Source organism: uncultured Microbulbifer sp. (assembly GCF_947504145.1).
Lineage (GTDB): Bacteria > Pseudomonadota > Gammaproteobacteria > Pseudomonadales > Cellvibrionaceae > Microbulbifer.
Genome location: NZ_CANNGQ010000002.1, coordinates 239,264 through 257,741, shown reverse-complemented (window position 1 = coordinate 257,741; position 18,478 = coordinate 239,264). Strand labels below are relative to the sequence as shown.

Here is an 18,478-nt window from a genome sequence, read left to right as displayed (position 1 = left end):
GCGTTCTCCTCAACTGGCCTCGTCAAAGAACCATTGATGTTCTATTTCGTGTGCAGAAATTCCGAGATCAACAGTCCCGATCAGATAAAATTCGTAGCGGCGGCAGGTGCGTCCGTACTTGGTCAGTAACAGTTTCAGCAGTGCCTGGTTCTGGCTGAGCTGTGCGTCGCTCAGCTGCAGCTGAATCACGTCCCAATCTTTTCCCGGGTCGCGCTCGATCACTTCCACGTAACCCACGCCCAGCCTCTCAAAAATGCGCTTGATACCCGCCACGCTGCCGGCGTCCTTGGCATTTACAAAGGCGTATTTCACGCGCAGCCGGTACAGGTCGATCGACTCGCCGTCGAAACGATTCACGTTGCGCTGCCAGGCCAGAAGGTTCAGCGCAGCTAAGCCGCAGGTTTCTGGGTCCAGTTGTTCACTGGGCCACCGCAGCCAGCTTTCCACCAGATCCCACCAGGTGGTGATCAGGTTTTTCAGCTTGTCGATCTGGCCTAAGTTGGCCCAGCTGGGAAGCTCGATTTTGATCACGCTGCCTCCTGCACCGTCAGCGTTCCCAGGCGGGGGATATCCATCTGGCTGGTGATCTGCGGCAGGCTGAAATCAATGTTCTGGATTGCGGGGAACAACTCCTGAATTTCCCGCGCCAGCTGCGAGAAGCTGAACAGGCTCCAGGGGTAAACCAGCGTCGGCTGGTAGTCGGTGTTCTCGCGGAAGGCCGCGCGGATCACGTCTTCCACTGCGGCGAGCAGCTGCGTTTTATCCGCTGTGCTGGTGTTGGCGACAAACCACAGATCGCAAGTGAGGTCGTTGCTGGTTTCCGGCATGGCGAACACCTGCAGGTCGTCACCGTGGCCGTGGTTGCCGTCATCTGTGATCACGCTCTGGATGTCGGCAATGAACTGCGCGGAGGGGTTGCCGATATCGAGCAGCACATAGGCGTTCGCGGTACCTGGTCCGCGCGGTGCGTCGTGCTCGAAAAAGATGTTGCCGGTACCCACGCCGGCAAAGTCCGCGATGATCGCGCGGTATACCGCGTCCGTATGCCACTGGTTGATCGCGCTGTACTGGTTGCGAATACGCAGGCGCAGTTCATCGTCGGTCTCTTCGTTCGCGCCCGGAACCAGCAGCCAGTCAGAGAGGTTGGTCACCGTCACACCCGCAATCGGCACATCCAGCAGGATGTAGTAACCCGCGCCGAGGTTATGCGCAGCGCCGGAAGCCTGTGCCGTGACCGGGACCACCACACTGGATTCGCCCGGCGCCATCAGCGCATCCGCCGTGGTAACCAGGCGATACGTCACACCGTTAATCGGCGTACTGCGCACCACCGTTCCCATCGGAATCTGCAGCGCCACACTGGTGTCGGTACGCGAGAACTGCAACTGACCTTGCGCCTTTACCGCCGCTTTGCGCACCAGGTTCACCGCCCACGCATGCCACTCCAGAAAAGTGCCGGTGGCAGTTTTCACAAACGCCTGCGTCAGTACATGGTCGATCATGAAGTTGATCAGCCACAGAACCGGCACCGTCACTGCCGCGCGCACAAAACGCCAGAACGGCGATACATTGCTGTCGTTGTTGATACCGAGCCCGGCATCTTCCGTAATTTCCGCCAGCTTGGTGTTCAGGCTGGTTTCATTTGTAGGGATACCGGCGTCAATGGCCAGCTGCTCGAACGCTTTGCGGTTTTCGTCTGTCATTACCCACTTACCCCGCTAAAAGTGACTGTGGTGTCGCCGTACTTCATCGTTTTCGCGGTGAGAATGTATTGCTCACCGGCCGCGTCCTGCACCGTGAGCTTTGCGGTACCAGGTCTAATGCGTGTGTCCTGATCCACCAGCAGCAGGATCTGATTTTCGATGCGCGCAATACGCGCAGGGTCGCGCTCGGCGATCAGCTGCAGCGCCAGCCCGCTTTCCAGAATCCGGTGCTTGATGTCCTGTCCGATACTGACCCGGCCATCGCACAGCACCGGGAAACCGCCCTCATCGAGCGTCAGGTCGCGTTCGCTGATCAGCAGGTCTACGTATTCCGCCATATCAACCTCCCGCCAGTGCCAGTTCGTCGGCGAGCTGGTAGCCGCTGACGCCGCCGCTGGTATGCACTTCGATTTTCTCGACGTGTGTGCCGCGGTTGTTGGTGGTGGACTGGTTCACCTGTTGCATCAGGCCGCCAGTCGGCACCGCATTCGGTTTGTTCGACTGCAGGCCGGCGGTCGCGCTGTCCATTGCGTCGCGCTCCTGCTGTATTTTTTCGGTCACCGCGATATCGCCACCGGTGTCGATATTGATTCCTGGGATCATGTTGATCTTGTCGATCAGCCAGTCGATGGCATCGCCCAGCATCTGCAGCGGCTTGATGTTCTTGAACCACTCCATCAGTTCATCCCAGTACACGATCAGGCCCACCACAGCGGCCACCAGTGCGGCTACGGCGAGAACAATCCAGGTGATGGGGTTGGCCAGCAGTGCGGCGTTGAGGAGCCAGGTGGCAGCGGTGGAGGCCATGAAGGCGGTGCGCAGTGCACCAAACGCGGCAGCACCCGCCCAGATCGCGACGTTAAACAGGAACCAGGTAACCTGCGCAGCAGCGATGGCGAAGCGCCAGGCCTTTGCAATGCCGGTTCCCACCAGCATGGCGCCACTCCAACCGGCCATGGCCAGCATGGCGATACCCTGCACCAGCGCGAAGGCGCTCACAGCGGCCACCAGTCCGAAAATCGTCAGGATGCCGATACCAACCACTTTGGTGAGCGTCGGGAAACGCTCGGTCCAGTCCATGATCACGTCACCGCCGGCAATCAGTGTTTCCACCAGCGGCACCAGCACCGGCTGCATCACACGGCCGAATACGGTTTTCACTGCGGTACCGAGTGAGGCGAGTTTCTGCCACGGGTCGGCCATCGCGTCGGCCATTTCCCGCGCCTTGTCCATGCCCCGCACGTTGCCCAGGGCATCCATGGAATCTTTCAGGCCATCGGCCTTGGGAACCAGAAGGTTGAGCAGCGCCACCGCTTCCTGAGTGCCGAACGCTTTCTGCAGCTGCATGCCTTCCGCCACGTCGATGGTGTCGCCGAAACGGCCTCGCAGTTTCTGCAGGATGTCCAGCATCGGCAGCATGCGCCCCTGGCTGTCGGTAAACGTCAGCCCCAGTTCATCCTGTGCCTTGCCAACCCCTTTCAGGAATGCCCGGTATTTGGTGCCCGCCTCGCTGCCGCTCATGGTGGCCTGCAGGGTGCCGAGAATCGCCATCTGCTCGCTCATCGAAATACCGGCCGCCGTAGCGTCGGCACCAAGAGAAGAGAACGCGGAGGACATTTCACTACCGGTGGTTTTGAACATCTGCACCGCGCTGGCGGTCTGGCCGGCAAGCATCTGCACCCACTCCGCCTTGCCCATCTTATCGGCGGTGGTCTGGAAGATGCCGTACATGGTGCCCATGTAATTGGTGATGGTGCCCACGTCGGACTTTGTGCCCTTGGCCAGCACGGCGCCGGCCTCGGTGAATTTGGAAAGTTCGGTACCGGTGAGGCCTGCGATCGCACTCTGGATGTCGTAGGAAGAGCGAACGAACTCCGCCGCGCTCTCACCGTATTGCACGGAAAAGCTCAGTGACGTTTTTTCCAGTTGCTTCAGTGCGGCATCGGCCACACCGAGGCTGCGCACTTCCCCCAGTGCCCGGTCCATTTCAATCGCGGGAGACAGTACCGACTTGAGCGCGTAGCCAGTGGCAAACAGGCCAGCAGCACCCACACCGACTTGCGTAAAGCCAGCGGTGGCGCGCTGGTTCAGCTGGTCGATCTGCGCGGCAATCTTGCCCGCAGGGCCGCTGGCCTTGTCGATCAGGCTGACGGAAAACAGCAATTTTTCCAGCCGCGATGCCATTGTCTGCTCCGCTATTTACCGGTGAACGCCCGGCCTATGCCGTTGGCCACCGCCATCTCAAAGTTTTTGCATTCGCGCTGTTCCAGGTACAGCGCACGCGCCATGTTCTCTACAGTTTCTGGCTGGCCCGGCAGGTACCGGGCCACCAGCGCGCACAGTTGGTCGTAGCCGTTGTGCGCAATCTGCTCGGCTAGTTGCTGCGCTTTTTTGCCGTGATCGCCAGATCCGGCGTGTAGGCCTCAAGCACCGCACCGGCCAGTTGCACTTCGGCACCAGGCATTGCCTTAACCAGAGCCACCAGCGCCTCCTTGTCATCGGCGTCTACCGTGCTCACCAGAAAGTTGTGGCTGGGTGCCACCTTGCTGGTGGGCGTGATGCTGTTCAGATACTTGTTGTAGGCCTCGCGGGTAACGTGGAAAGAGAATTCCTTGTCTCCGACAGAAACCTCAATGGTCTGGGTGTTGCCGTCTTGCACTTCGTTGGTTTTCGCAGCCATGGTTTTTATCTCCGTCAGGGTTGTTGCAGCAGGCCCACAAAGGCCGTTTTTATGCCGGTCACCAGCAAGGTGCCGGCTGAGGTAAGAACAAAGCCCAGCATGATGCGCCGGGTCCAAACGCCCACCTGGTCACTGGTCTGGCGCTGACCACGCAGGTAAGCAAAATCCTTTTGGGTTTCGTGCACGTCACTGATATCAATGCCGAGTTTGGTCAACAGATCCTGTACCGCCGCTTCACCGGCCTTTTTTGCGATCTGTTCAATTTCCTGCTCAGTGATCTGCATGGCTTACCCTTTTTTCGCTCTGAATACTTCCACCAGAAACGGGCTAACGTTTTTGACGGCGCGCTCGCCGAACAAAAACCCGAGCACCAGTAAATTGATCACCAGCAGCGCGCTTTCCTGCTTCTGGGTCAGCTCCCACTCGGTAAACCACTTCCAGTCCAGGTACAGAACCGCAAATCCCCACAGCGGGCGCTGGCACCCGCGCAGGAACAGCACCACCGTGCCGAGCACCGGAATTCTCGCCAGATCCGCCGCGGTACCTTCCAGGTCCTTAATCCTTTGGGTAAGTGCGTTCTCCGCTTCCACCGATGCGTCGTGCGCCTCGCGATTGCGCTGCATCTCCAGCTTTTCAAATTCCAGCAGCGCGGCTTTCTTATCCGCCTCGCTCATATCCGGAGGGAAATAGGTTTTCGCCACATCAAAGAAGAGCTGCCCGATGCCGCCGGTCGCCACTTCGGTGATTTTCGATAGCCAGCTCACAGGTCGCCCTCCTTGATCAGCGTGTAGGTAAAGCGGTTGCCCCACTCCATGCGTGCGCGGTTGCACAGCGCCATCAGCAGGGTGAAATCCGCCGCGTTCGCCAGCACCTGACAGCCCGCGCTCCATCTGTCCACCTGCGAACTCTCGCCGTCAGCGCGGGCACGGTGGCAGTTGATACCGAACAGCCCGCTCTCGGTGGTGGTGTCGGTATCCAGTACCTGGTCGCGGTTGCTGTCGCGGTACACGGTCACCGGTGCGCGCTGCACCAGCGCCTGGTACTTACCCTGGTGCTGGCCGATCTGCCACAGGCCTGCATACTGGCCGGGAACCACAATGGCGGTACCGTTGACGTTGGCCAGGTTCTGCCGCCAGTACAGGCCCGGGTCAGTGGTGGCCGGGAACACATAGCAGTGCGGGCGGCCGTCAAAACGAAACGCCACCGCGAGGTGGTCGTTGAAGGTGTTGGCGGTATTGTCGGCGGTGCGCACACCGATCAGGTTCAGGTTGAAATCACCCTCATCGAAAAACCGGTAACCCTTGCGGATAAATGCGGTCTGCAGCTGCCCGTAGCGCGGCAGTTTTCCTGTTGGCAATTGCATCAGCGCCCCCACTTTTCAAAACTTGTCTGGCAATCCACACAGCGGGTCACGCCGCCGATTTTCTGCCGTGCTGGCGGTATTTCATCGCCGCAGTGTTCGCAATCCGCAAGGCTTGGAGTATCGAAGTTGCTGCGAGCGCGCTGGGCATCCAGCGCCCGCTGGCGCTGTGCCTGTTCCAGATCCGACGCGCGGTCAAAATCGTCTGGCATAACCCTTACCTACTGCGCCTTAGATGAAATTCTCGGTTTCGCTGGCGTCGATATAGGGCACACCGTTGATGCGCACAAAATCGCGGTTGGTTACGTCGTAGGGCAGCTTGTGCTTCAGCTTCTCGCCGCCGGTAGCCGACGCATTCAGCAGGTCGCTGATCCGCAACTTGCAGCCAAAGGCTTCCACCTTGAGCTCCACGTTCGTGGCTGCGGCGTTGCCCACAATGTCGAACGTATCCAGTGCACTGAAGCTGCCGGCGCTCTTCGCGGCGTCCAGAATGGTCTGCAGGTTGTTGGTATCCACCTCGATCTCGCCGCTGGCTTTTTTGTCGCCGCTGATCCAGCCATCGGGCACACCACGGGTCATTGCCGGCGCGGTGTTGTCCTCGATGTTGAGTGTGAAATTTTCCACGTGGACCAGCATGCTGCCGATCATTACGTCTATGTCCTTGCCGCTGAGTTTCTGGCTCATGTGTTATCGCTCCCGGTTAATTGGCTCTGCTGTTTCTCGCTCCGGCTTAGCCGTTGCTGAGGTCCAGAATGATGTTTGCGGTGATTTCCTTCGGCGCGTTGTAGGGCTGCACCTTCAGGTAAACCTCTGCCGACGTTTTGTTCGGCCAAACAATGGCGATGCTGTCGTCATTGGGCGCCTTGATCTCACCGGGGAAGTGCTCGCCGGCAAACACCGTGCTGTAGCTCATCTCGCGCAGGGGGCGCATGAAAAAGGTTTTGTTGGCCGCGATGCTCACCGGGGTGCTGTTAAGTGAGCGGTTGGCCACGCGGGCGATGGCCAGCAGGCGCACCGCGCGTGCGGCCTTGTCCACCACGCGCAGGTGCTCGATCACCTGGTAATCGCCACCAGGTGCGTCCAGTAGGTTGCAGTCGCCCCAGTAGGTGCCCGGGTAATCCGGATAGGTCTGCGGTACCGAAAGCCGCGCAGCGTCCAGCGTGGCCAGCGTCGCGGAAGAGAGCGTGGTGCCGTTGTTGTCCACCGGTGCATCGCCGAGGCCCAGCACTGCGCCGGTTGCCACACGCATGGGGCTGTCGGCAATGCTCACGGCATCAGTGCACAGGCGGCCCGCCAGCACGCCCAGGTTGTTGCCGTGCAGTTGGGGAACCGCTGCCACACGGTAAGCGGCCACACTGTCGGTGATCGCGGCCTGCGCCGCCTCGTAGGCGCTCCAGGTCTCGGTACCGGAATCAATGCCCGGGGTAGCGGTAAGAATGATCACGCGGCGGGCCAGGCTGGTGCGCAGGCTCTCCGCCTTGGTCTGCATGTCCGTGAGCTCACTGGCAGCGGTGGCCGGGGTACACAGCACAATCAGCTCCGGAGAAATGGTTTCCATTGCGGAATCCACCACGTCGAGCCAGTCGTAACCGGCGGTTTGCGGTGCGGCCCACGCCTGCCAGTTCTCGCCGCCGTTCTGCTGGGCGGCCAGCACGTTGTCGCGGATCTCGCTGCTGGTGGCACCCAGAAGGGTGTCGATATCGCTCTGGCTGTTGAGGGAAAGCAGCTCGCCCACGCCGGTGGCGCCCTCGCCGATAAACAGTGCTTTGCGCTCAATGGCGGGCGTGCTGCCCTGCGCCTGGTTCAGGTTGTTTACAGAAACTTTGCCGAGTGCCATTTGCTTGCCCCTTGCCGTTGTGGGCGCTTATGCCCGTTGAAATCGTTCCAGTGTTTCGTCGATCAGTGTTGTGGCCAGTTCGCGGATCTCGGTGAGATTCACCCCGAGGAACGTCCGCGCCGGTAGGGGAATCTTCCAGCTCGCGCTGGGCTCTGCGTCGCGCATGCTGCGCAAGATGATTCCCGCCTGGCCTACCGTCATGTTTTCCGTTACCCACTTCAGGCTGGGTCTGCGCCAACCGCGGCCACTGCCCCGGCGCACCTTGTATCCCTCTTCCCGCAGTGCCTTTGCCTGTTTGCGCGTGGCCGGTGCGTCGTAATCCGGCTGGCCGTACACCTGCTCTGCCTTGTCTGCGGTCCAGTGCTCGGTCACACCATGCTGGTGCTGGTAGGCGATGCCTGCAGTCATTCCGTCCTTGAAGCCGATCACCGTTTTTTCCGGGTCTGTCTTCACCTGCATGCGCTTGCTTATGCCGCGCAGCATTTTTCGGTTACCACTTTTGCGCGCTTCCCAGGGCTGTCCGTCTATACCCCTCTGTTGCCGCAGTCGTTTGCGCGAGAACACCCGCACTTTGCGCCCCACCTGTGCTAGCAGCCGCTTGCGCTTGGCCGGTGGCAGCTGCAGCACCTTCAGCATTTTTTTAACCCCTACCTGTCCGGCGATATCAATCCTCACGGACATAGGGTTTATCCGTTGGTGCAGTTTCGTCGTCGCCCACCGCTACCTGGTCGGCTTCATCGGCACCCACTACCGCAACAGACCACTGCTGCCCGAGGTAAGTGATCGCGCCGTTGGCATCAGGGACCAGATCCACGTTTTCGGAAAATGGAATTTTGATTTCCACGTCCGCCATGCGCTTGTTGATCACGTCGATCTCGATATCCGGCTCCGGCAGTCCCAGAGTGAAGCGTTCCGGATCGTTGTCCTGCACCCAGGCGGTGACCAGTGCGAACAGCAGTTCGGCAGGCTGGGCGAAGCGCTCGATGCTGATCACTGCGTCGTAACGCAAGCGGCAGATGCGCACGCCGTTGCCGAGGTTCTTGCTGGCGGTTTCCAGCTCACCGCTTTCCATCCAGCTGTCCAGCTGCTCGCTCGATACCAGATTGGCGGCCAGCAGGTGGGCGGTGATTGCGCGGAGCTTTTCCAGTGCCATTACAAAAGCTCCGCGGTGATATTGGTTTTGGTTCCCTGCAGGTGCCGCAGCGCGCGGTCTGCCTGCGAGCGGTACATCTGCGCGGTGCTCTCGCTTTCCTTCGCCTGGCTATCGCCAACTTCACGGCGGTAAATGGTGGCGAACTCACCGAACAGGTTGGCGGTAGCGCGGCAGAACACCGCACGGCGGTACTGCTCTTCCAGTACGCTTTCACCGCCGATGGTTTCCGCAGAGACCGCGCCCAGCGTGGCGTGGCCGTCGGTCATCCACGCATCCTGCTGGTCGAACAGATCGCTGTTCACATCCAGCATCGCCAGGCGCAGGTGGTGTTCCACCTTCTCCTGGTGGTACTCCGCCGGCACCCGATACAGGCGCTGAAAATTGCCCAGCGAGAGATCCGGAAAAAATCCGTTGTTCTCGATGGTGCTTTCCAGATAGCTGTCGGTTTTGCCGGTAAAGCTCATGCGCTCTGCTCTTCAAAAAAACACGGTGCCAAGTGGTTTGCCTGTTCGCGCAGGGCGGCAGACGCCCCACTGGCCCGTGCCCTCGGGGGAGTCGTTACAGTTGTGTTTTTAGTTTTTCCAACCGGGTTTTCACGCCCGCTCTCGGGTTGGCTTCCATGGCGCGCTCGAACCACTGCACCGCCTTTTCCGTTTCACCGTTGCGCTCGGCAAACAGGCCGGCGAGTTTGTACAGCTTGCCCTGCACGATGATCTGAGCCACCGGCCAGCGCTCGCTGTGCACCGCATCCACCACTTCGCTGAAGTAGGGATCGGCACTCTTCTGATCCTTGTACTGGCGCTCTGCCCAGTCGTGCAGCGCCTCGGCCACGTAGGTGGGCAGATCGCGCTTGAAGCGTTCCGGCATCAGCTGCTGCTGCTCGATGGCGATATTCGCCAGCTTCAGCGCCTGCTCGATGTCTTCTACGTCGATCAGCCAGATCAGGCACCAAACCAGCAGCGGGTTCGGGTGCTGCATGCCCGCTTCCAGGTACGCATCCACCTGCGGCAGGTAGTTCGGCAGCAGCTGGCGTTTCAGGGCGATCTTTTCCGCTACGTTGTCGCGCTCGGAAAGCAATTCCAGATCGCGTTCGAGTTGGGTTTCCACAATCGTGCGATCGTGGTTGGCTTTGGATTTCTGCACCGGAGTTTTCGGGGCTTCGGCGGCTTTGGATTCGGTTATCTGCTGGCGCTCAGCGGCGGCCAGGCACTTCGCTTTGTGGCGCAGGGCGATGCTCATGGATTGCTCCGTATTTTTTATGTGTCGTTCCAGAGAAGTCCGGCGCAGGGCTCTTTAAAAAGCCCCCGGTCGAGTAGCTGACTCAAAACAAGACCTACTGACCGAGGGAAGCTCGCTGCGCCTGACAGTGACCGTCTCTCAATAACCTGTTAAGCCCAGGTATCGCCCGGAGCCGGCAGTTTCACGTTGGCGAACTCAATGCCGGCTGCTTTGTCCAGGTTCTCCACCACGTAGGCTTCGTTGATGGTGTTGTAGTGCTCCACGCGGTCGCGCTTGGCGTTGTCCAGAATCTGCTGGCGTACCGCACCGGCCTGGTAGTACAGGCTGAGGTTGTCCCAGCTGGTGATCAGCAGGCCGCGGGAGGGGAAGAAGGGCACGGTGTACGCCGGCAGGCCGCCGTAGGTGCGGGTGACCGCGCTGTTCTCCACGCGCTCTTTCTCGGTGGGCTTCTGGCCCTGCGCGGTGTACAGCTGTGCCTTGTCCTGCGCGAGCAGGTCGCGGCCAACGATCACCACCAGGTCGCTGCCATCGCGGTGGGGTTCGTCCACCAGCTGCAGCACGTCGTGCACCATGGCATCGAGGTTTTCGTAGTCGCCACCGGCACCCAGGCGGATCTCACCGGCAGTGCCACCCTCGGCCAGCATTTGCGAACCGCTGTTGTAAGCGCGCAGGTGCTGGAACCAGCCCACGTTCACATCTTCGCCGTTGGGGTTGCTGCCGGAGTCGGTGACGGATGCGGCCTGAGTGCCGTAGAAGCCGTGGCGGATGCGCGCGTGGGCGATGGCCTTGCGCACGTAACTCATAAAGCGGTCTTTGAAGTCCGGGAACTTTGACCAGGCATCCAGCGTGTTGTAGAGGATGTGCACGTCGTACTCGGTCTTCACACACTCGTAACCGTTGGTATCGAGGTTCAGCGGGTCAACCGTCTGGCGGTCGTTGCTGCTGGTGTTGGTGCGCTTGCCCACCATGCCGGTGGCAGAACCAAGGATCTTTTCACCCTTGAGCTCATCCACACCGATCACGTTGATGCGCTGCAGGAAATCGGAAGAAGCGACGATCTTGTCCATCAGCTTCTGTTCGACGGAAGGCGTTGCGGAGAAGGTTTCTGCCACACTCTCTACGCCATAGGTCGCGGCCATGGCGACGACCAGTGAGGAAAACTTGAGTCGGGTATCTTTACGCATGGGTATCGTCCTGAATATTTCTGCTGTTTCGGTTTGGTGCTAAACGTGTGCTACAGGATTGGTCGCGCGTTAAATTACTTCTTCTTCCGCGCCGCCTTTGCCTTCCGGAACATTGGTGCCCGGGTTTTCTTCGTTCAGCGCAGCGGTGAACTTTTTGTTCAGGTCATCGAGCTGGGATTTCAGCGCGTTGAATTCCTTGGCGCTGACCGTGCCCTCTTCGCCTTCGCCGCCCTCACCCTCGCCGCCTTCAGCACCTTCGGCACCTTCGCTGTTGGCGCCCGCGTTGAGAGACTTGAATTTGTCTTCCAGCGCATCGAGTTTTTTGCCCTGGTCTTTGATGGTGTCCATCAGCTGGGAGAATTGTTTCTCGTCCATAGCTTCGCTTTCCTGTTCTGGTTGGCTGGAATCTTCGCGGCCGAAAATCCGGTGCAGCAGGCTCTTTTCCTGCTCCAAACTTTCCGCCAGGTTGAATTGGTGACCGTTGAATACGTGGGCAACTTCGTCGCCCGCTTTGCTGGAGAATTTGAGTTCGGTAACGCCGGCGCTGGCGGGGTCGTCGGTAACACCCAGGCCTTTAAGGAAGAACTTGCCGGTGCCGCGGAAGTTCTCGCCAACTTCGATAGAGGGGAAGGTGTAATCGCCGGCCTGGTTGGCGGTGATCAGCCAATCGGCTGGGGAAAGAATACCGAACAGCTGCAGCTCGCCTTTCAGCTCCGGATCGGTGGCGGGCTCAACCTTCAGCGCAAGCACGGTACCGGCACTGGAATAGCGGCGGTGCTCCGGCCAGATCTTCGCGGTGAAAACCTTGGTGTTGTAGGTTTCGGCCATGTCCTGCAGCCACTCTTTTTTGATAAAGCGGCCGTCTTCGTCGCCGTGCACTACCGGGCCACTGGTTGCCAGTACCACCCATCCGGTTTTCAGGTTGCGCGCCATGTTCTGCCCTTCGGTTTCGTCCGGTTGAAAGTTGCTGTGGCCGTTTGCCACTTCGATAGCCGGCAGACTAGGTGCAAAAAAAACCGGGAACAATCGGCTCAATTCCTGAGAATTCCTATAAATCGAAACCAGAAATTACCCGCAATAAAGCCGCAGTGAATCGCACAATTTCTCTCGTACACTGCGGCGCATGGCAGCTTATCCAGACGAAATCAAAACCGCGGCTAAGATGATGTGGCTGCGCCGGGTATCGGCGCGGGAGATCGCGGAACAGTTGAACCTGAACAATGTTCGGGTGGTGTACCAGTGGGCCGAAAAAGGCAACTGGGAAGAGATGCTGCAGCATGAAACGGTAGAGCAGGCAGCCGCGCGCAAGCTGATTGCGCTGGTGGAAAAAGACAACAAAACCGATGCCGACTACAAGGAAATGGACAAGCTCGGCAACCTGCTGGACAAACTCGCCATGGTGGAGCAGCGCAAGGCGCGCACCGCCAAGGAAAAAGCGGCTGCAGTCCGCGGGGAACCTGGTGGCGACGGCAAGAGTAAAAAGCGCAAGGCGCGCAACGATGTTTCCGAGATCACCCCGGAGATGCTGGAGGCGGTTCGCAAAGAACTGTTTTACGACTACCAGCACCGCTGGCACGACAACAAAGACCAGCGCACCCGCTTCATTCTGAAAAGCCGCCAGATCGGCGCCACCTACTATTTCGCGTGGGAGGCGTTCGAGGATGCCATCCTCAGCGGTGAAAACCAGATATTCCTTTCCGCCAGCCGCGCACAGGCCGAGATCTTCAAGGCCTACATCATCAAGTTTGCCCGCGAGTACTTCGAGATCGAACTGAAGGGCGCGGAGACCATCGAGCTATCCAACGGTGCCGAGCTGCGCTTTGTCTCCACCAACGGCCGAACCGCCCAGGGCTACCACGGACACCTGTATGTGGATGAGGTTTTCTGGATTCCGGATTTCGAGCGCCTGAACAAGCTGGCCAGCGGTATGGCCGCGCACAAGAAGTGGCGCAAAACCTACTTCTCCACACCCTCGGTGAAAAGCCACGGCGCCTACCCGATGTGGTGCGGCGAGCGCTACAACGAAAAGCGCAAAACCAAAGTGGAATTCGATCTCAGCCGCGAAGCGCTCAAGGGCGGCGCTCTCGGCCCGGACAAGATCTGGCGGAATATCGTCACCGTGGAAGACGCCGCGGAACAGGGCTGCGATCTGTTCGATATCGACGAGCTCAAAATCGAGTACACCGAGGCGGAATTCAACAACCTGTTTATGTGCGCCTTTATGGAAGCGGGACTGTCCGTTTTCAAACTGGAGGATCTGCTGACCGCCGCGGTGGATACCAACGTGGTATGGGTGGACTTCAAAGCACGTTCGACGCGCCCCTACGGCAACCACCCGGTGTGGATCGGTTACGACCCATCCAGATCCGGCGACGGCGCCGCCATTGTGGTGGTGGCACCGCCGATCAAGGAGGGCGAGAAGTTCCGCGTGCTGGAAAAGATCGTGATGCGCAACCGCGCCTGGCAGTGGCAGGCCAACCGCATCAAGGAGCTCACGGAAAAGTACAACGTGCAGTTTGTCGGCATCGACTGCACCGGCCCCGGCCACGGCGTATTCGAGATGGTGAAGGAGTTCTACCGCCGCGCCACGCCGATTCACTACGGGTTGGAAAGCAAAACCAACCTGGTGCTGAAGGCGCAGGACGTGGTGGAGAGCCAGCGCATCGAGTGGGACGCGGAACACACCGATATCGCCCAGGCGTTTCTGCAGATACACCAGACCACCACCAGTGGTGATCACATCACCTACGCTGCCAACCGCTCAAGCGCCACCGGCCACGCGGATGTGGCGTGGGCGATCATGCACGCGCTCAGTAACGAACCCCTGAACCGCAAGCGGCGTCGTACCAGTGTCGGCTTCGCCGCCTGATTGAGAGATTTCAATGGCAAAACGCAAACGCAACCAGCAGAGCACCGCGCCCGCCGGCAAGACCGTCACCGCGGGCAGCAATGACCGTGAAATGGCGTTCAGCTTTGGCGACGCGGAACCGGCGCTAGGCAACGCAATCACCGATTACCTCGGCACCTTTCTCGATCCCCAGGGCGACTACTACACGCCGCCGGTGAGCCAGAGTGGACTGTCGAAAATACTGCGCGCCAATGCCCACCACGGCACCATCCCCTATTTCAAGCGCAACCTGCTGCGCAAGTACTTCGCGCCCAGCACCGCGCTGAGTGCGGAAGATCTCGGCAATGCCGGGTTTGATTTCATGGTGTTCGGCCACTGCTACTTCAAGCGCATTGAAAACCGCCTCGGCCAGCTGCTGCGCCTGCAGCACCTGCCGGCGCTGAATATGCGACGCATGACCGAGCCAGACCGATACTGCATGATCCAGCGCGATGGACTGGACCCGGTGAAGTTCGCACCTGGTGAAGTGATCCAGCTGCGCGAGTACGACCCCAACCAGCAGATTTACGGCGTGCCGCAGTACCTCGGCGGCATTCACTCGGTGCTGCTGAACGAAGACGCCACCCTGTTCCGCCGCAAGTACTACAACAACGGCGCGCACATGGGGTACATCTTCTACACGGCCGATGCGGATCTCGATCCGGACGATGAAAAGGCTCTGAAAGATCAGATCCGCGCGAGCAAGGGCGTGGGCAACTTCCGATCGCTGTTTTTGAATATCCCAGGCGGCAAACCGGATTCGGTGAAGATCATCCCGGTGGGCGATATCGCCACCAAAGATGAATTTGAGCGGGTGAAAAACCTCAGCCGCAACGATGTGCTCAGCATGTGGCGCATACAGCCGGCACTGGCCGGCATCATGCCGGAGAATACCGGTGGCTTTGGCGATATCGAAAAGATCAGCCGGGTGTATTACGAGAATGAAGTGGTTCCCATGCAGGACGTGTTCCTGGCACTGAACCAGTACCTGCCGGCTGCGCGGCAGATCAAATTTACCCAACCCAAGGGCTTGACAGATGGATAATTATTACCCTTCAGGGCGTAGCAATGTGTTAAAATTTCCTCACGATCCGGGGGAAGAGGACACAGAGATGCAAGTGAAATGCACCGAGTGTAATAGCAAGGCCATCATCAGCAGCCGCAATGAGCTGGACCCAAAGGTGGCAGACCTGTACTGCATCTGCCGCAATCCGCATTGCGGCCACAGCTTTGTTATGAAGCTGACCTACAGCCACACCCTTTCCCCTTCCAGCTTTCAGGCCCGCCGCATGGCGACGGATATCTTCCGCGGGCTACCCAAGAGCGAGCAGCTGGAGCTGCTGCAACAATTGCAGGCGAGCGCCTGACACGTTTCCCGCTCCCCCTCCCCAGACACAACTCTCCAGAAACAAAAAGGGCGCACACAGCGCCCTTTTTCTTGCCCGCTTACCGGGTGTTTTCAGTGGCGGTTTGCCACCCGCTGCACCGCCTCCCGGATCTGATCCAGCACCAGCACACAGCCGGCTTGCACTTCCGAATTCAGCTCCGCCTGGTCTCGACCACTGAGAGCAAACTGCATCAGCGCCACTAGCTTGTCGGCTTCCTCCAGCCGCTCGCGGTCGGATAACGGTAAACCTCGTCGCTCCGCCGGCGATAGCCCCGCTGATACCCCTAAAACCGATGCGCGCTCCGCGCCGTTTACTCTCGTAGTCATACTTCCTGAACTCCTTACCTCGTTTAGATTTTTATTCCATAGAGCCCGATAAATTCGGCATTTATTAGGCATTATTTGACGGCTGTCGTATAGATCACAAAACCGGCAATTCCAAAGGGAAGCGCAAATTTTCTAGGGTATTTCCATATTTTTTGTGATTTGCGGGACTTTGCTCTATTTTTGAGCGCCCTGTAACAAGTTGTATCCGTATGAGGGAGATTGAAAAGCGGCGGCCGAGCTAACCGGGTAACGGCGCGAGAGGCCATCGGTGATCGGCTGAGAAGCGCACGCAAGGCGCGTAACATGAAGGCCAAAAACATGGCCGAGAAGCTGGGAGTCCGCGCAGATTCCCTGTCCCAAATGGAGCTGGGGCGCCAGGCGATACCGGCAGAATTGCTGGTGAATTGGTGCAGTGAACTGAAAGCGCCACTGCTCACCATCGCCAAAGGCGTAGACAGCACCCCAGAGCTCGAACAGCTACCGCCCCGACACGCCCGCCTGTACCAGGAACTACCCCCGGCCCACCAACAGCTGGTTCTGGATCATCTGGAACTGGTTGCCCGAATGGCCGGATCGGATACCTATTCCCATAGCGAGGAATAATTTCCTAATAATTGTGAATTTCACGTTCTAAACAATAGATAACAAACATGAGGTTAAACCTCATGTTTCGTCCTAGAGCAGGCAGTGAAAATAGTCCCCTATCAAAGATAAGGGACTGGGATGACGGATCTCAAAATGCAGTTTGGCCACCGGCTGGCCGAGATTCGCAAGAAGAAAGGGGTTACCCAGGAGGCACTGGCGGCTGGCGCCGGCTGTTCGGTGCGCACCATCGCCGATATAGAAGCGGGCAAGCACGGCCCGCGGTTTGATCTGTTGCAACGCATTGCGGGGCACCTGCAGTGCCCCGTCAAAACCCTGTTCGATTTTCCCGATACCTAGCTCATCACCTCCCAGCGCTCCGCCCCGTTGTAGCTGTCGCCGCCGCTGGCCTGCCACTGGTTGCCGTGCTCATCGAGCGCAATGCAACCGGGTTCCCATCCCTGCGGATCGCGCAGTTCATTCATCCACCCGCACACCTTATCGTTGAACAGCACTACCACGCCGCCTTTGCCGGTGTAGCCGTTGTGCTCGCGCCAGCGTTGCGCTTTCTGTTTTCCACTCATGATCTGATCCTGTAAATCAAGCCGCCCGCGCGATGGCAGTCAGCAGTTGTTTTTCCAGTTCCGGCGCCACCGCATTGCCCAGCAGGTGCGTGGCCAGTGCCTTGTTTTTCGGCAGCCGGGTACACGCCGGAAAGCTCATAAAATCCCGCTGCTCTTCCACCGTCAGCATCCGCATCTGATCTCCCCGTACCACCGCCCAGCGCTCGCGGGTGGTGAGGGTGCCGATGGGGCGGTCCAGGCTGCGGCCAGTGAGGCCGGAGCCGCTGCCGTAATACGGGATCAGGAAGGTATCGGTGCGCAGATCCCGGCGTCCGCGCTCGATGCGCGCCAGTGTCTTGGCGCTGCGGGTGGGCTTGTGGATCGGCGACCAGTTGCCGGCATCGAGCTCGATCACCTGGCGGGCGCTGACCGGTACCGACTTCTGCAGCTCCAGATGCAGCGGGCGAGCGCTGCGGGTACCCACCAGAAACAGGCGCACCCGGTGCTGGGGTACACCGTAATCCGCGGCATCCACGATGTGCGGGGCGAGGGTGTAGCCGAGACGCTGCAGGGCATCCGCCCACGCCGGGTACAGGGACCACTCCAGAAACTCCGGCACATTCTCCACCAGCAGCACCTGCGGCCGGCAGGCCTCCGCCGCGGCCACCACTGCCCACGCGGTGGAGCGGCTGGCGTCGTGGCGGTTGGCATTCTTGCCGCGCGCCTTGCTATGGCCTTGGCAGCAAGGGGAAGCCAGCAGCACGTCGTGCGCTGGAACCTGGCTGAAATCCGCCTGCTGCAGATCCTGACAGGAGTGAATGGTCTCCGGGTGGTTCATGCTGTGGTACTCCACCGCCACCGGCCAGTGGTTGGCCGCCCACAGCACCCGGTGCCCGGCCAGAACCGCGCCGGTTGTCTGGCCGCCGAGACCGGCGAAGAGGTCGATGCAGTCCATCAATTGGCCTCCGGCATTTCGGTTTGCTGCGGTCTTGTGTAAACCGGAAATCCGTTCGGATCACTGTAATGGCAGTGTTCGTAACAACATTCAAAAAGGTCGGATACTTTCTTCAGGAAGCAAAGCGGTACATCCTCTGTGACCGATTTGTGTTCGTCGTCGATATGGAGTGACTGCGTTCTTGTGTAGAGCTTTATCGGGCCAACCCTCCAGTCGTTGATGGAAGATTTCTGGATCAGGTGGCGTTCGCCGTTTTGGCTCTCCACCACTTCCACCAGCACTTCGTTATCACCGGGGTCTCCGCTCTCAATCCCGTGGGCGCGCATCAGTTCGGTCACGCGACCGACTTCATTCTTGAACCAGTCTGCGCGGCTGGCCTCGCGCTTTACATCATCCTGAAGTTCCTCTACACGGGCATCGCGCTGCATGTCGCGGCGGACAAATTCCAGTTTTTCATCTTCCAGCTTGCTGTAGGCAATGGCCAAGTGCTTGTATTGGGTGTCCAGTCTTTCGATGTGGTCTCTCATCATCTCGGTTTCCTGCTTGTGCACCACCTCCAGCTCAGCCAATTTCGAAGCCAGCAGATTTTTTTCGTACATCAGTTTTTCGATATTTTCCACG

Annotated in this window: 27 protein-coding genes; 6 read left to right on the top strand and 21 right to left on the bottom strand. The window is 59.3% G+C overall.

Annotated features, from left to right (window positions below):
• Positions 1-9: 9 nt before the first annotated feature.
• Genes Q1A74_RS07730 through Q1A74_RS07715 form a run of 4 tightly spaced genes read right to left on the bottom strand, consistent with a single transcriptional unit; the run spans position 10 to position 3,887 of the window.
• On the bottom strand, positions 10-531 hold the full coding sequence (locus tag Q1A74_RS07730; RefSeq protein WP_299594346.1) for a phage tail protein: 522 nt from the start codon (positions 529-531) through the stop codon (positions 10-12).
• Positions 528-1,703, bottom strand: a complete 1,176-nt coding sequence (locus tag Q1A74_RS07725) for a baseplate J/gp47 family protein (RefSeq protein ID WP_299594344.1) — start codon at positions 1,701-1,703, stop codon at positions 528-530. The genes Q1A74_RS07730 and Q1A74_RS07725 overlap by 4 nt, the downstream gene beginning before the upstream one ends.
• Positions 1,703-2,041 carry a DUF2590 family protein gene (locus tag Q1A74_RS07720; protein WP_299594342.1) on the bottom strand — a complete coding sequence of 113 codons (339 nt, stop codon included), beginning with the start codon at positions 2,039-2,041 and terminating at the stop codon, positions 1,703-1,705. The genes Q1A74_RS07725 and Q1A74_RS07720 overlap by 1 nt, the downstream gene beginning before the upstream one ends.
• A gap of 1 nt (position 2,042) precedes the next feature.
• Positions 2,043-3,887 carry a phage tail tape measure protein gene (locus Q1A74_RS07715; RefSeq protein WP_299594340.1) on the bottom strand — a complete coding sequence of 615 codons (1,845 nt, stop codon included), beginning with the start codon at positions 3,885-3,887 and terminating at the stop codon, positions 2,043-2,045.
• On the opposite strand from Q1A74_RS07715, the gene Q1A74_RS07710 reads away from it, so the two are divergent.
• Positions 3,881-4,081 (top strand): hypothetical protein, encoded by a 201-nt coding sequence (locus Q1A74_RS07710; protein ID WP_299594339.1) that lies wholly within the window; start codon positions 3,881-3,883, stop codon positions 4,079-4,081. The two genes, Q1A74_RS07715 and Q1A74_RS07710, sit on opposite strands and share 7 nt — an antisense overlap.
• On the opposite strand, the gene Q1A74_RS07705 is transcribed toward Q1A74_RS07710, so the two are convergent.
• From Q1A74_RS07705 to Q1A74_RS07645, 13 genes are all read right to left on the bottom strand, one after another.
• The gene (locus tag Q1A74_RS07705; RefSeq protein WP_299594338.1) at positions 4,078-4,383 is read right to left on the bottom strand and encodes a putative phage tail assembly chaperone; all 306 of its coding nucleotides are present in this window, start codon (positions 4,381-4,383) and stop codon (positions 4,078-4,080) included. The two genes, Q1A74_RS07710 and Q1A74_RS07705, sit on opposite strands and share 4 nt — an antisense overlap.
• A 14-nt stretch (positions 4,384-4,397) precedes the next feature.
• Positions 4,398-4,667, bottom strand: a complete 270-nt coding sequence (locus tag Q1A74_RS07700) for a hypothetical protein (RefSeq protein WP_299594337.1) — start codon at positions 4,665-4,667, stop codon at positions 4,398-4,400.
• 3 nt (positions 4,668-4,670) lie between these two features.
• On the bottom strand, positions 4,671-5,147 hold the full coding sequence (locus Q1A74_RS07695; RefSeq protein ID WP_299594336.1) for a hypothetical protein: 477 nt from the start codon (positions 5,145-5,147) through the stop codon (positions 4,671-4,673).
• Entirely contained in the window at positions 5,144-5,746 is a 603-nt protein-coding gene (locus Q1A74_RS07690; protein WP_299594335.1) for a hypothetical protein, read from the bottom strand. The genes Q1A74_RS07695 and Q1A74_RS07690 overlap by 4 nt, the downstream gene beginning before the upstream one ends.
• Complete coding sequence (locus Q1A74_RS07685; protein ID WP_299594334.1) at positions 5,746-5,955, bottom strand: TraR/DksA family transcriptional regulator; 210 nt, start codon at positions 5,953-5,955, stop codon at positions 5,746-5,748. Before Q1A74_RS07685 ends, Q1A74_RS07690 begins: the two co-directional genes overlap by 1 nt.
• A gap of 19 nt (positions 5,956-5,974) precedes the next feature.
• Entirely contained in the window at positions 5,975-6,427 is a 453-nt protein-coding gene (locus Q1A74_RS07680; RefSeq protein WP_299594333.1) for a phage protein, read from the bottom strand.
• A 46-nt stretch (positions 6,428-6,473) separates the two neighbouring features.
• Positions 6,474-7,580, bottom strand: coding sequence for a DUF2586 domain-containing protein (locus Q1A74_RS07675; protein ID WP_299594332.1), 1,107 nt, complete (start codon positions 7,578-7,580; stop codon positions 6,474-6,476).
• A gap of 27 nt (positions 7,581-7,607) precedes the next feature.
• Positions 7,608-8,261 carry a phage virion morphogenesis protein gene (locus Q1A74_RS07670; protein ID WP_299594331.1) on the bottom strand — a complete coding sequence of 218 codons (654 nt, stop codon included), beginning with the start codon at positions 8,259-8,261 and terminating at the stop codon, positions 7,608-7,610.
• Entirely contained in the window at positions 8,245-8,733 is a 489-nt protein-coding gene (locus Q1A74_RS07665; RefSeq protein WP_299594330.1) for a phage tail protein, read from the bottom strand. Before Q1A74_RS07665 ends, Q1A74_RS07670 begins: the two co-directional genes overlap by 17 nt.
• Entirely contained in the window at positions 8,733-9,197 is a 465-nt protein-coding gene (locus tag Q1A74_RS07660; protein WP_299594329.1) for a head completion/stabilization protein, read from the bottom strand. Before Q1A74_RS07660 ends, Q1A74_RS07665 begins: the two co-directional genes overlap by 1 nt.
• A gap of 94 nt (positions 9,198-9,291) precedes the next feature.
• A complete protein-coding gene (gene gpM / locus Q1A74_RS07655) occupies positions 9,292-9,972 on the bottom strand; it encodes a phage terminase small subunit (RefSeq protein ID WP_299594328.1) in 681 nt (226 codons plus the stop codon).
• A gap of 149 nt (positions 9,973-10,121) precedes the next feature.
• Positions 10,122-11,156 (bottom strand): phage major capsid protein, P2 family, encoded by a 1,035-nt coding sequence (locus tag Q1A74_RS07650; protein ID WP_299594327.1) that lies wholly within the window; start codon positions 11,154-11,156, stop codon positions 10,122-10,124.
• Between the two features lie 69 nt (positions 11,157-11,225).
• On the bottom strand, positions 11,226-12,191 hold the full coding sequence (locus Q1A74_RS07645; RefSeq protein WP_299594326.1) for a GPO family capsid scaffolding protein: 966 nt from the start codon (positions 12,189-12,191) through the stop codon (positions 11,226-11,228).
• A gap of 88 nt (positions 12,192-12,279) precedes the next feature.
• Here Q1A74_RS07645 and Q1A74_RS07640 point away from each other — a divergent pair, with 88 nt between their 5' ends.
• From Q1A74_RS07640 to Q1A74_RS07630, 3 genes are all read left to right on the top strand, one after another.
• Positions 12,280-14,025: a terminase family protein gene (locus tag Q1A74_RS07640; RefSeq protein ID WP_299594325.1), complete on the top strand. Its 1,746-nt coding sequence runs from the start codon at positions 12,280-12,282 to the stop codon at positions 14,023-14,025.
• A gap of 13 nt (positions 14,026-14,038) precedes the next feature.
• Positions 14,039-15,088, top strand: a complete 1,050-nt coding sequence (locus Q1A74_RS07635) for a phage portal protein (protein WP_299594324.1) — start codon at positions 14,039-14,041, stop codon at positions 15,086-15,088.
• Between the two features lie 67 nt (positions 15,089-15,155).
• Positions 15,156-15,410, top strand: a complete 255-nt coding sequence (locus tag Q1A74_RS07630) for an ogr/Delta-like zinc finger family protein (RefSeq protein WP_299594323.1) — start codon at positions 15,156-15,158, stop codon at positions 15,408-15,410.
• A gap of 92 nt (positions 15,411-15,502) precedes the next feature.
• Here the strand turns inward: Q1A74_RS07630 and Q1A74_RS07625 are convergent, their stop codons facing one another.
• Positions 15,503-15,757 (bottom strand): hypothetical protein, encoded by a 255-nt coding sequence (locus Q1A74_RS07625; protein WP_299594322.1) that lies wholly within the window; start codon positions 15,755-15,757, stop codon positions 15,503-15,505.
• A gap of 219 nt (positions 15,758-15,976) precedes the next feature.
• Between Q1A74_RS07625 and Q1A74_RS07620 the strand changes: the two genes are divergently transcribed.
• Both Q1A74_RS07620 and Q1A74_RS07615 read left to right on the top strand, forming a co-directional pair.
• Positions 15,977-16,360, top strand: coding sequence for a helix-turn-helix transcriptional regulator (locus tag Q1A74_RS07620; RefSeq protein ID WP_299594321.1), 384 nt, complete (start codon positions 15,977-15,979; stop codon positions 16,358-16,360).
• Between the two features lie 120 nt (positions 16,361-16,480).
• Positions 16,481-16,699, top strand: coding sequence for a helix-turn-helix domain-containing protein (locus Q1A74_RS07615; protein ID WP_299594319.1), 219 nt, complete (start codon positions 16,481-16,483; stop codon positions 16,697-16,699).
• On the opposite strand, the gene Q1A74_RS07610 is transcribed toward Q1A74_RS07615, so the two are convergent.
• The 3 genes from Q1A74_RS07610 to Q1A74_RS07600 are packed head-to-tail and all read right to left on the bottom strand — an operon-like array spanning position 16,696 to position 18,477.
• Positions 16,696-16,923, bottom strand: coding sequence for a hypothetical protein (locus tag Q1A74_RS07610; protein WP_299594318.1), 228 nt, complete (start codon positions 16,921-16,923; stop codon positions 16,696-16,698). The two genes, Q1A74_RS07615 and Q1A74_RS07610, sit on opposite strands and share 4 nt — an antisense overlap.
• A gap of 16 nt (positions 16,924-16,939) precedes the next feature.
• Complete coding sequence (locus tag Q1A74_RS07605; RefSeq protein WP_299594316.1) at positions 16,940-17,857, bottom strand: DNA cytosine methyltransferase; 918 nt, start codon at positions 17,855-17,857, stop codon at positions 16,940-16,942.
• Positions 17,857-18,477 (bottom strand): hypothetical protein, encoded by a 621-nt coding sequence (locus tag Q1A74_RS07600; protein WP_299594314.1) that lies wholly within the window; start codon positions 18,475-18,477, stop codon positions 17,857-17,859. Before Q1A74_RS07600 ends, Q1A74_RS07605 begins: the two co-directional genes overlap by 1 nt.
• Between the last annotated feature and the right edge of the window lies 1 nt (position 18,478).

Excerpts from the sequence above, each read along its gene's own strand:
- Q1A74_RS07690 (WP_299594335.1), bottom strand. The coding sequence starts at position 5,746 with ATGCAATTGCCAACAGGAAAACTGCCGCGCTACGGGCAGCTGCAGACC.
- Q1A74_RS07650 (WP_299594327.1), bottom strand. The coding sequence starts at position 11,156 with ATGCGTAAAGATACCCGACTCAAGTTTTCCTCACTGGTCGTCGCCATG.
- Q1A74_RS07640 (WP_299594325.1), top strand. The coding sequence starts at position 12,280 with ATGGCAGCTTATCCAGACGAAATCAAAACCGCGGCTAAGATGATGTGG.
- Q1A74_RS07625 (WP_299594322.1), bottom strand. The coding sequence starts at position 15,757 with ATGACTACGAGAGTAAACGGCGCGGAGCGCGCATCGGTTTTAGGGGTA.
- Q1A74_RS07605 (WP_299594316.1), bottom strand. The coding sequence starts at position 17,857 with ATGGACTGCATCGACCTCTTCGCCGGTCTCGGCGGCCAGACAACCGGC.
- Q1A74_RS07710 (WP_299594339.1), top strand. The coding sequence starts at position 3,881 with ATGCCATTGTCTGCTCCGCTATTTACCGGTGAACGCCCGGCCTATGCC.
- Q1A74_RS07725 (WP_299594344.1), bottom strand. The coding sequence starts at position 1,703 with ATGACAGACGAAAACCGCAAAGCGTTCGAGCAGCTGGCCATTGACGCC.
- Q1A74_RS07630 (WP_299594323.1), top strand. The coding sequence starts at position 15,156 with ATGCAAGTGAAATGCACCGAGTGTAATAGCAAGGCCATCATCAGCAGC.
- Q1A74_RS07665 (WP_299594330.1), bottom strand. The coding sequence starts at position 8,733 with ATGGCACTGGAAAAGCTCCGCGCAATCACCGCCCACCTGCTGGCCGCC.
- Q1A74_RS07720 (WP_299594342.1), bottom strand. The coding sequence starts at position 2,041 with ATGGCGGAATACGTAGACCTGCTGATCAGCGAACGCGACCTGACGCTC.
- gpM (WP_299594328.1), bottom strand. The coding sequence starts at position 9,972 with ATGAGCATCGCCCTGCGCCACAAAGCGAAGTGCCTGGCCGCCGCTGAG.
- Q1A74_RS07635 (WP_299594324.1), top strand. The coding sequence starts at position 14,039 with ATGGCAAAACGCAAACGCAACCAGCAGAGCACCGCGCCCGCCGGCAAG.
- Q1A74_RS07675 (WP_299594332.1), bottom strand. The coding sequence starts at position 7,580 with ATGGCACTCGGCAAAGTTTCTGTAAACAACCTGAACCAGGCGCAGGGC.
- Q1A74_RS07700 (WP_299594337.1), bottom strand. The coding sequence starts at position 4,667 with ATGCAGATCACTGAGCAGGAAATTGAACAGATCGCAAAAAAGGCCGGT.
- Q1A74_RS07715 (WP_299594340.1), bottom strand. The coding sequence starts at position 3,887 with ATGGCATCGCGGCTGGAAAAATTGCTGTTTTCCGTCAGCCTGATCGAC.
- Q1A74_RS07705 (WP_299594338.1), bottom strand. The coding sequence starts at position 4,383 with ATGGCTGCGAAAACCAACGAAGTGCAAGACGGCAACACCCAGACCATT.
- Q1A74_RS07680 (WP_299594333.1), bottom strand. The coding sequence starts at position 6,427 with ATGAGCCAGAAACTCAGCGGCAAGGACATAGACGTAATGATCGGCAGC.
- Q1A74_RS07685 (WP_299594334.1), bottom strand. The coding sequence starts at position 5,955 with ATGCCAGACGATTTTGACCGCGCGTCGGATCTGGAACAGGCACAGCGC.
- Q1A74_RS07670 (WP_299594331.1), bottom strand. The coding sequence starts at position 8,261 with ATGTCCGTGAGGATTGATATCGCCGGACAGGTAGGGGTTAAAAAAATG.
- Q1A74_RS07660 (WP_299594329.1), bottom strand. The coding sequence starts at position 9,197 with ATGAGCTTTACCGGCAAAACCGACAGCTATCTGGAAAGCACCATCGAG.
- Q1A74_RS07615 (WP_299594319.1), top strand. The coding sequence starts at position 16,481 with ATGACGGATCTCAAAATGCAGTTTGGCCACCGGCTGGCCGAGATTCGC.
- Q1A74_RS07610 (WP_299594318.1), bottom strand. The coding sequence starts at position 16,923 with ATGAGTGGAAAACAGAAAGCGCAACGCTGGCGCGAGCACAACGGCTAC.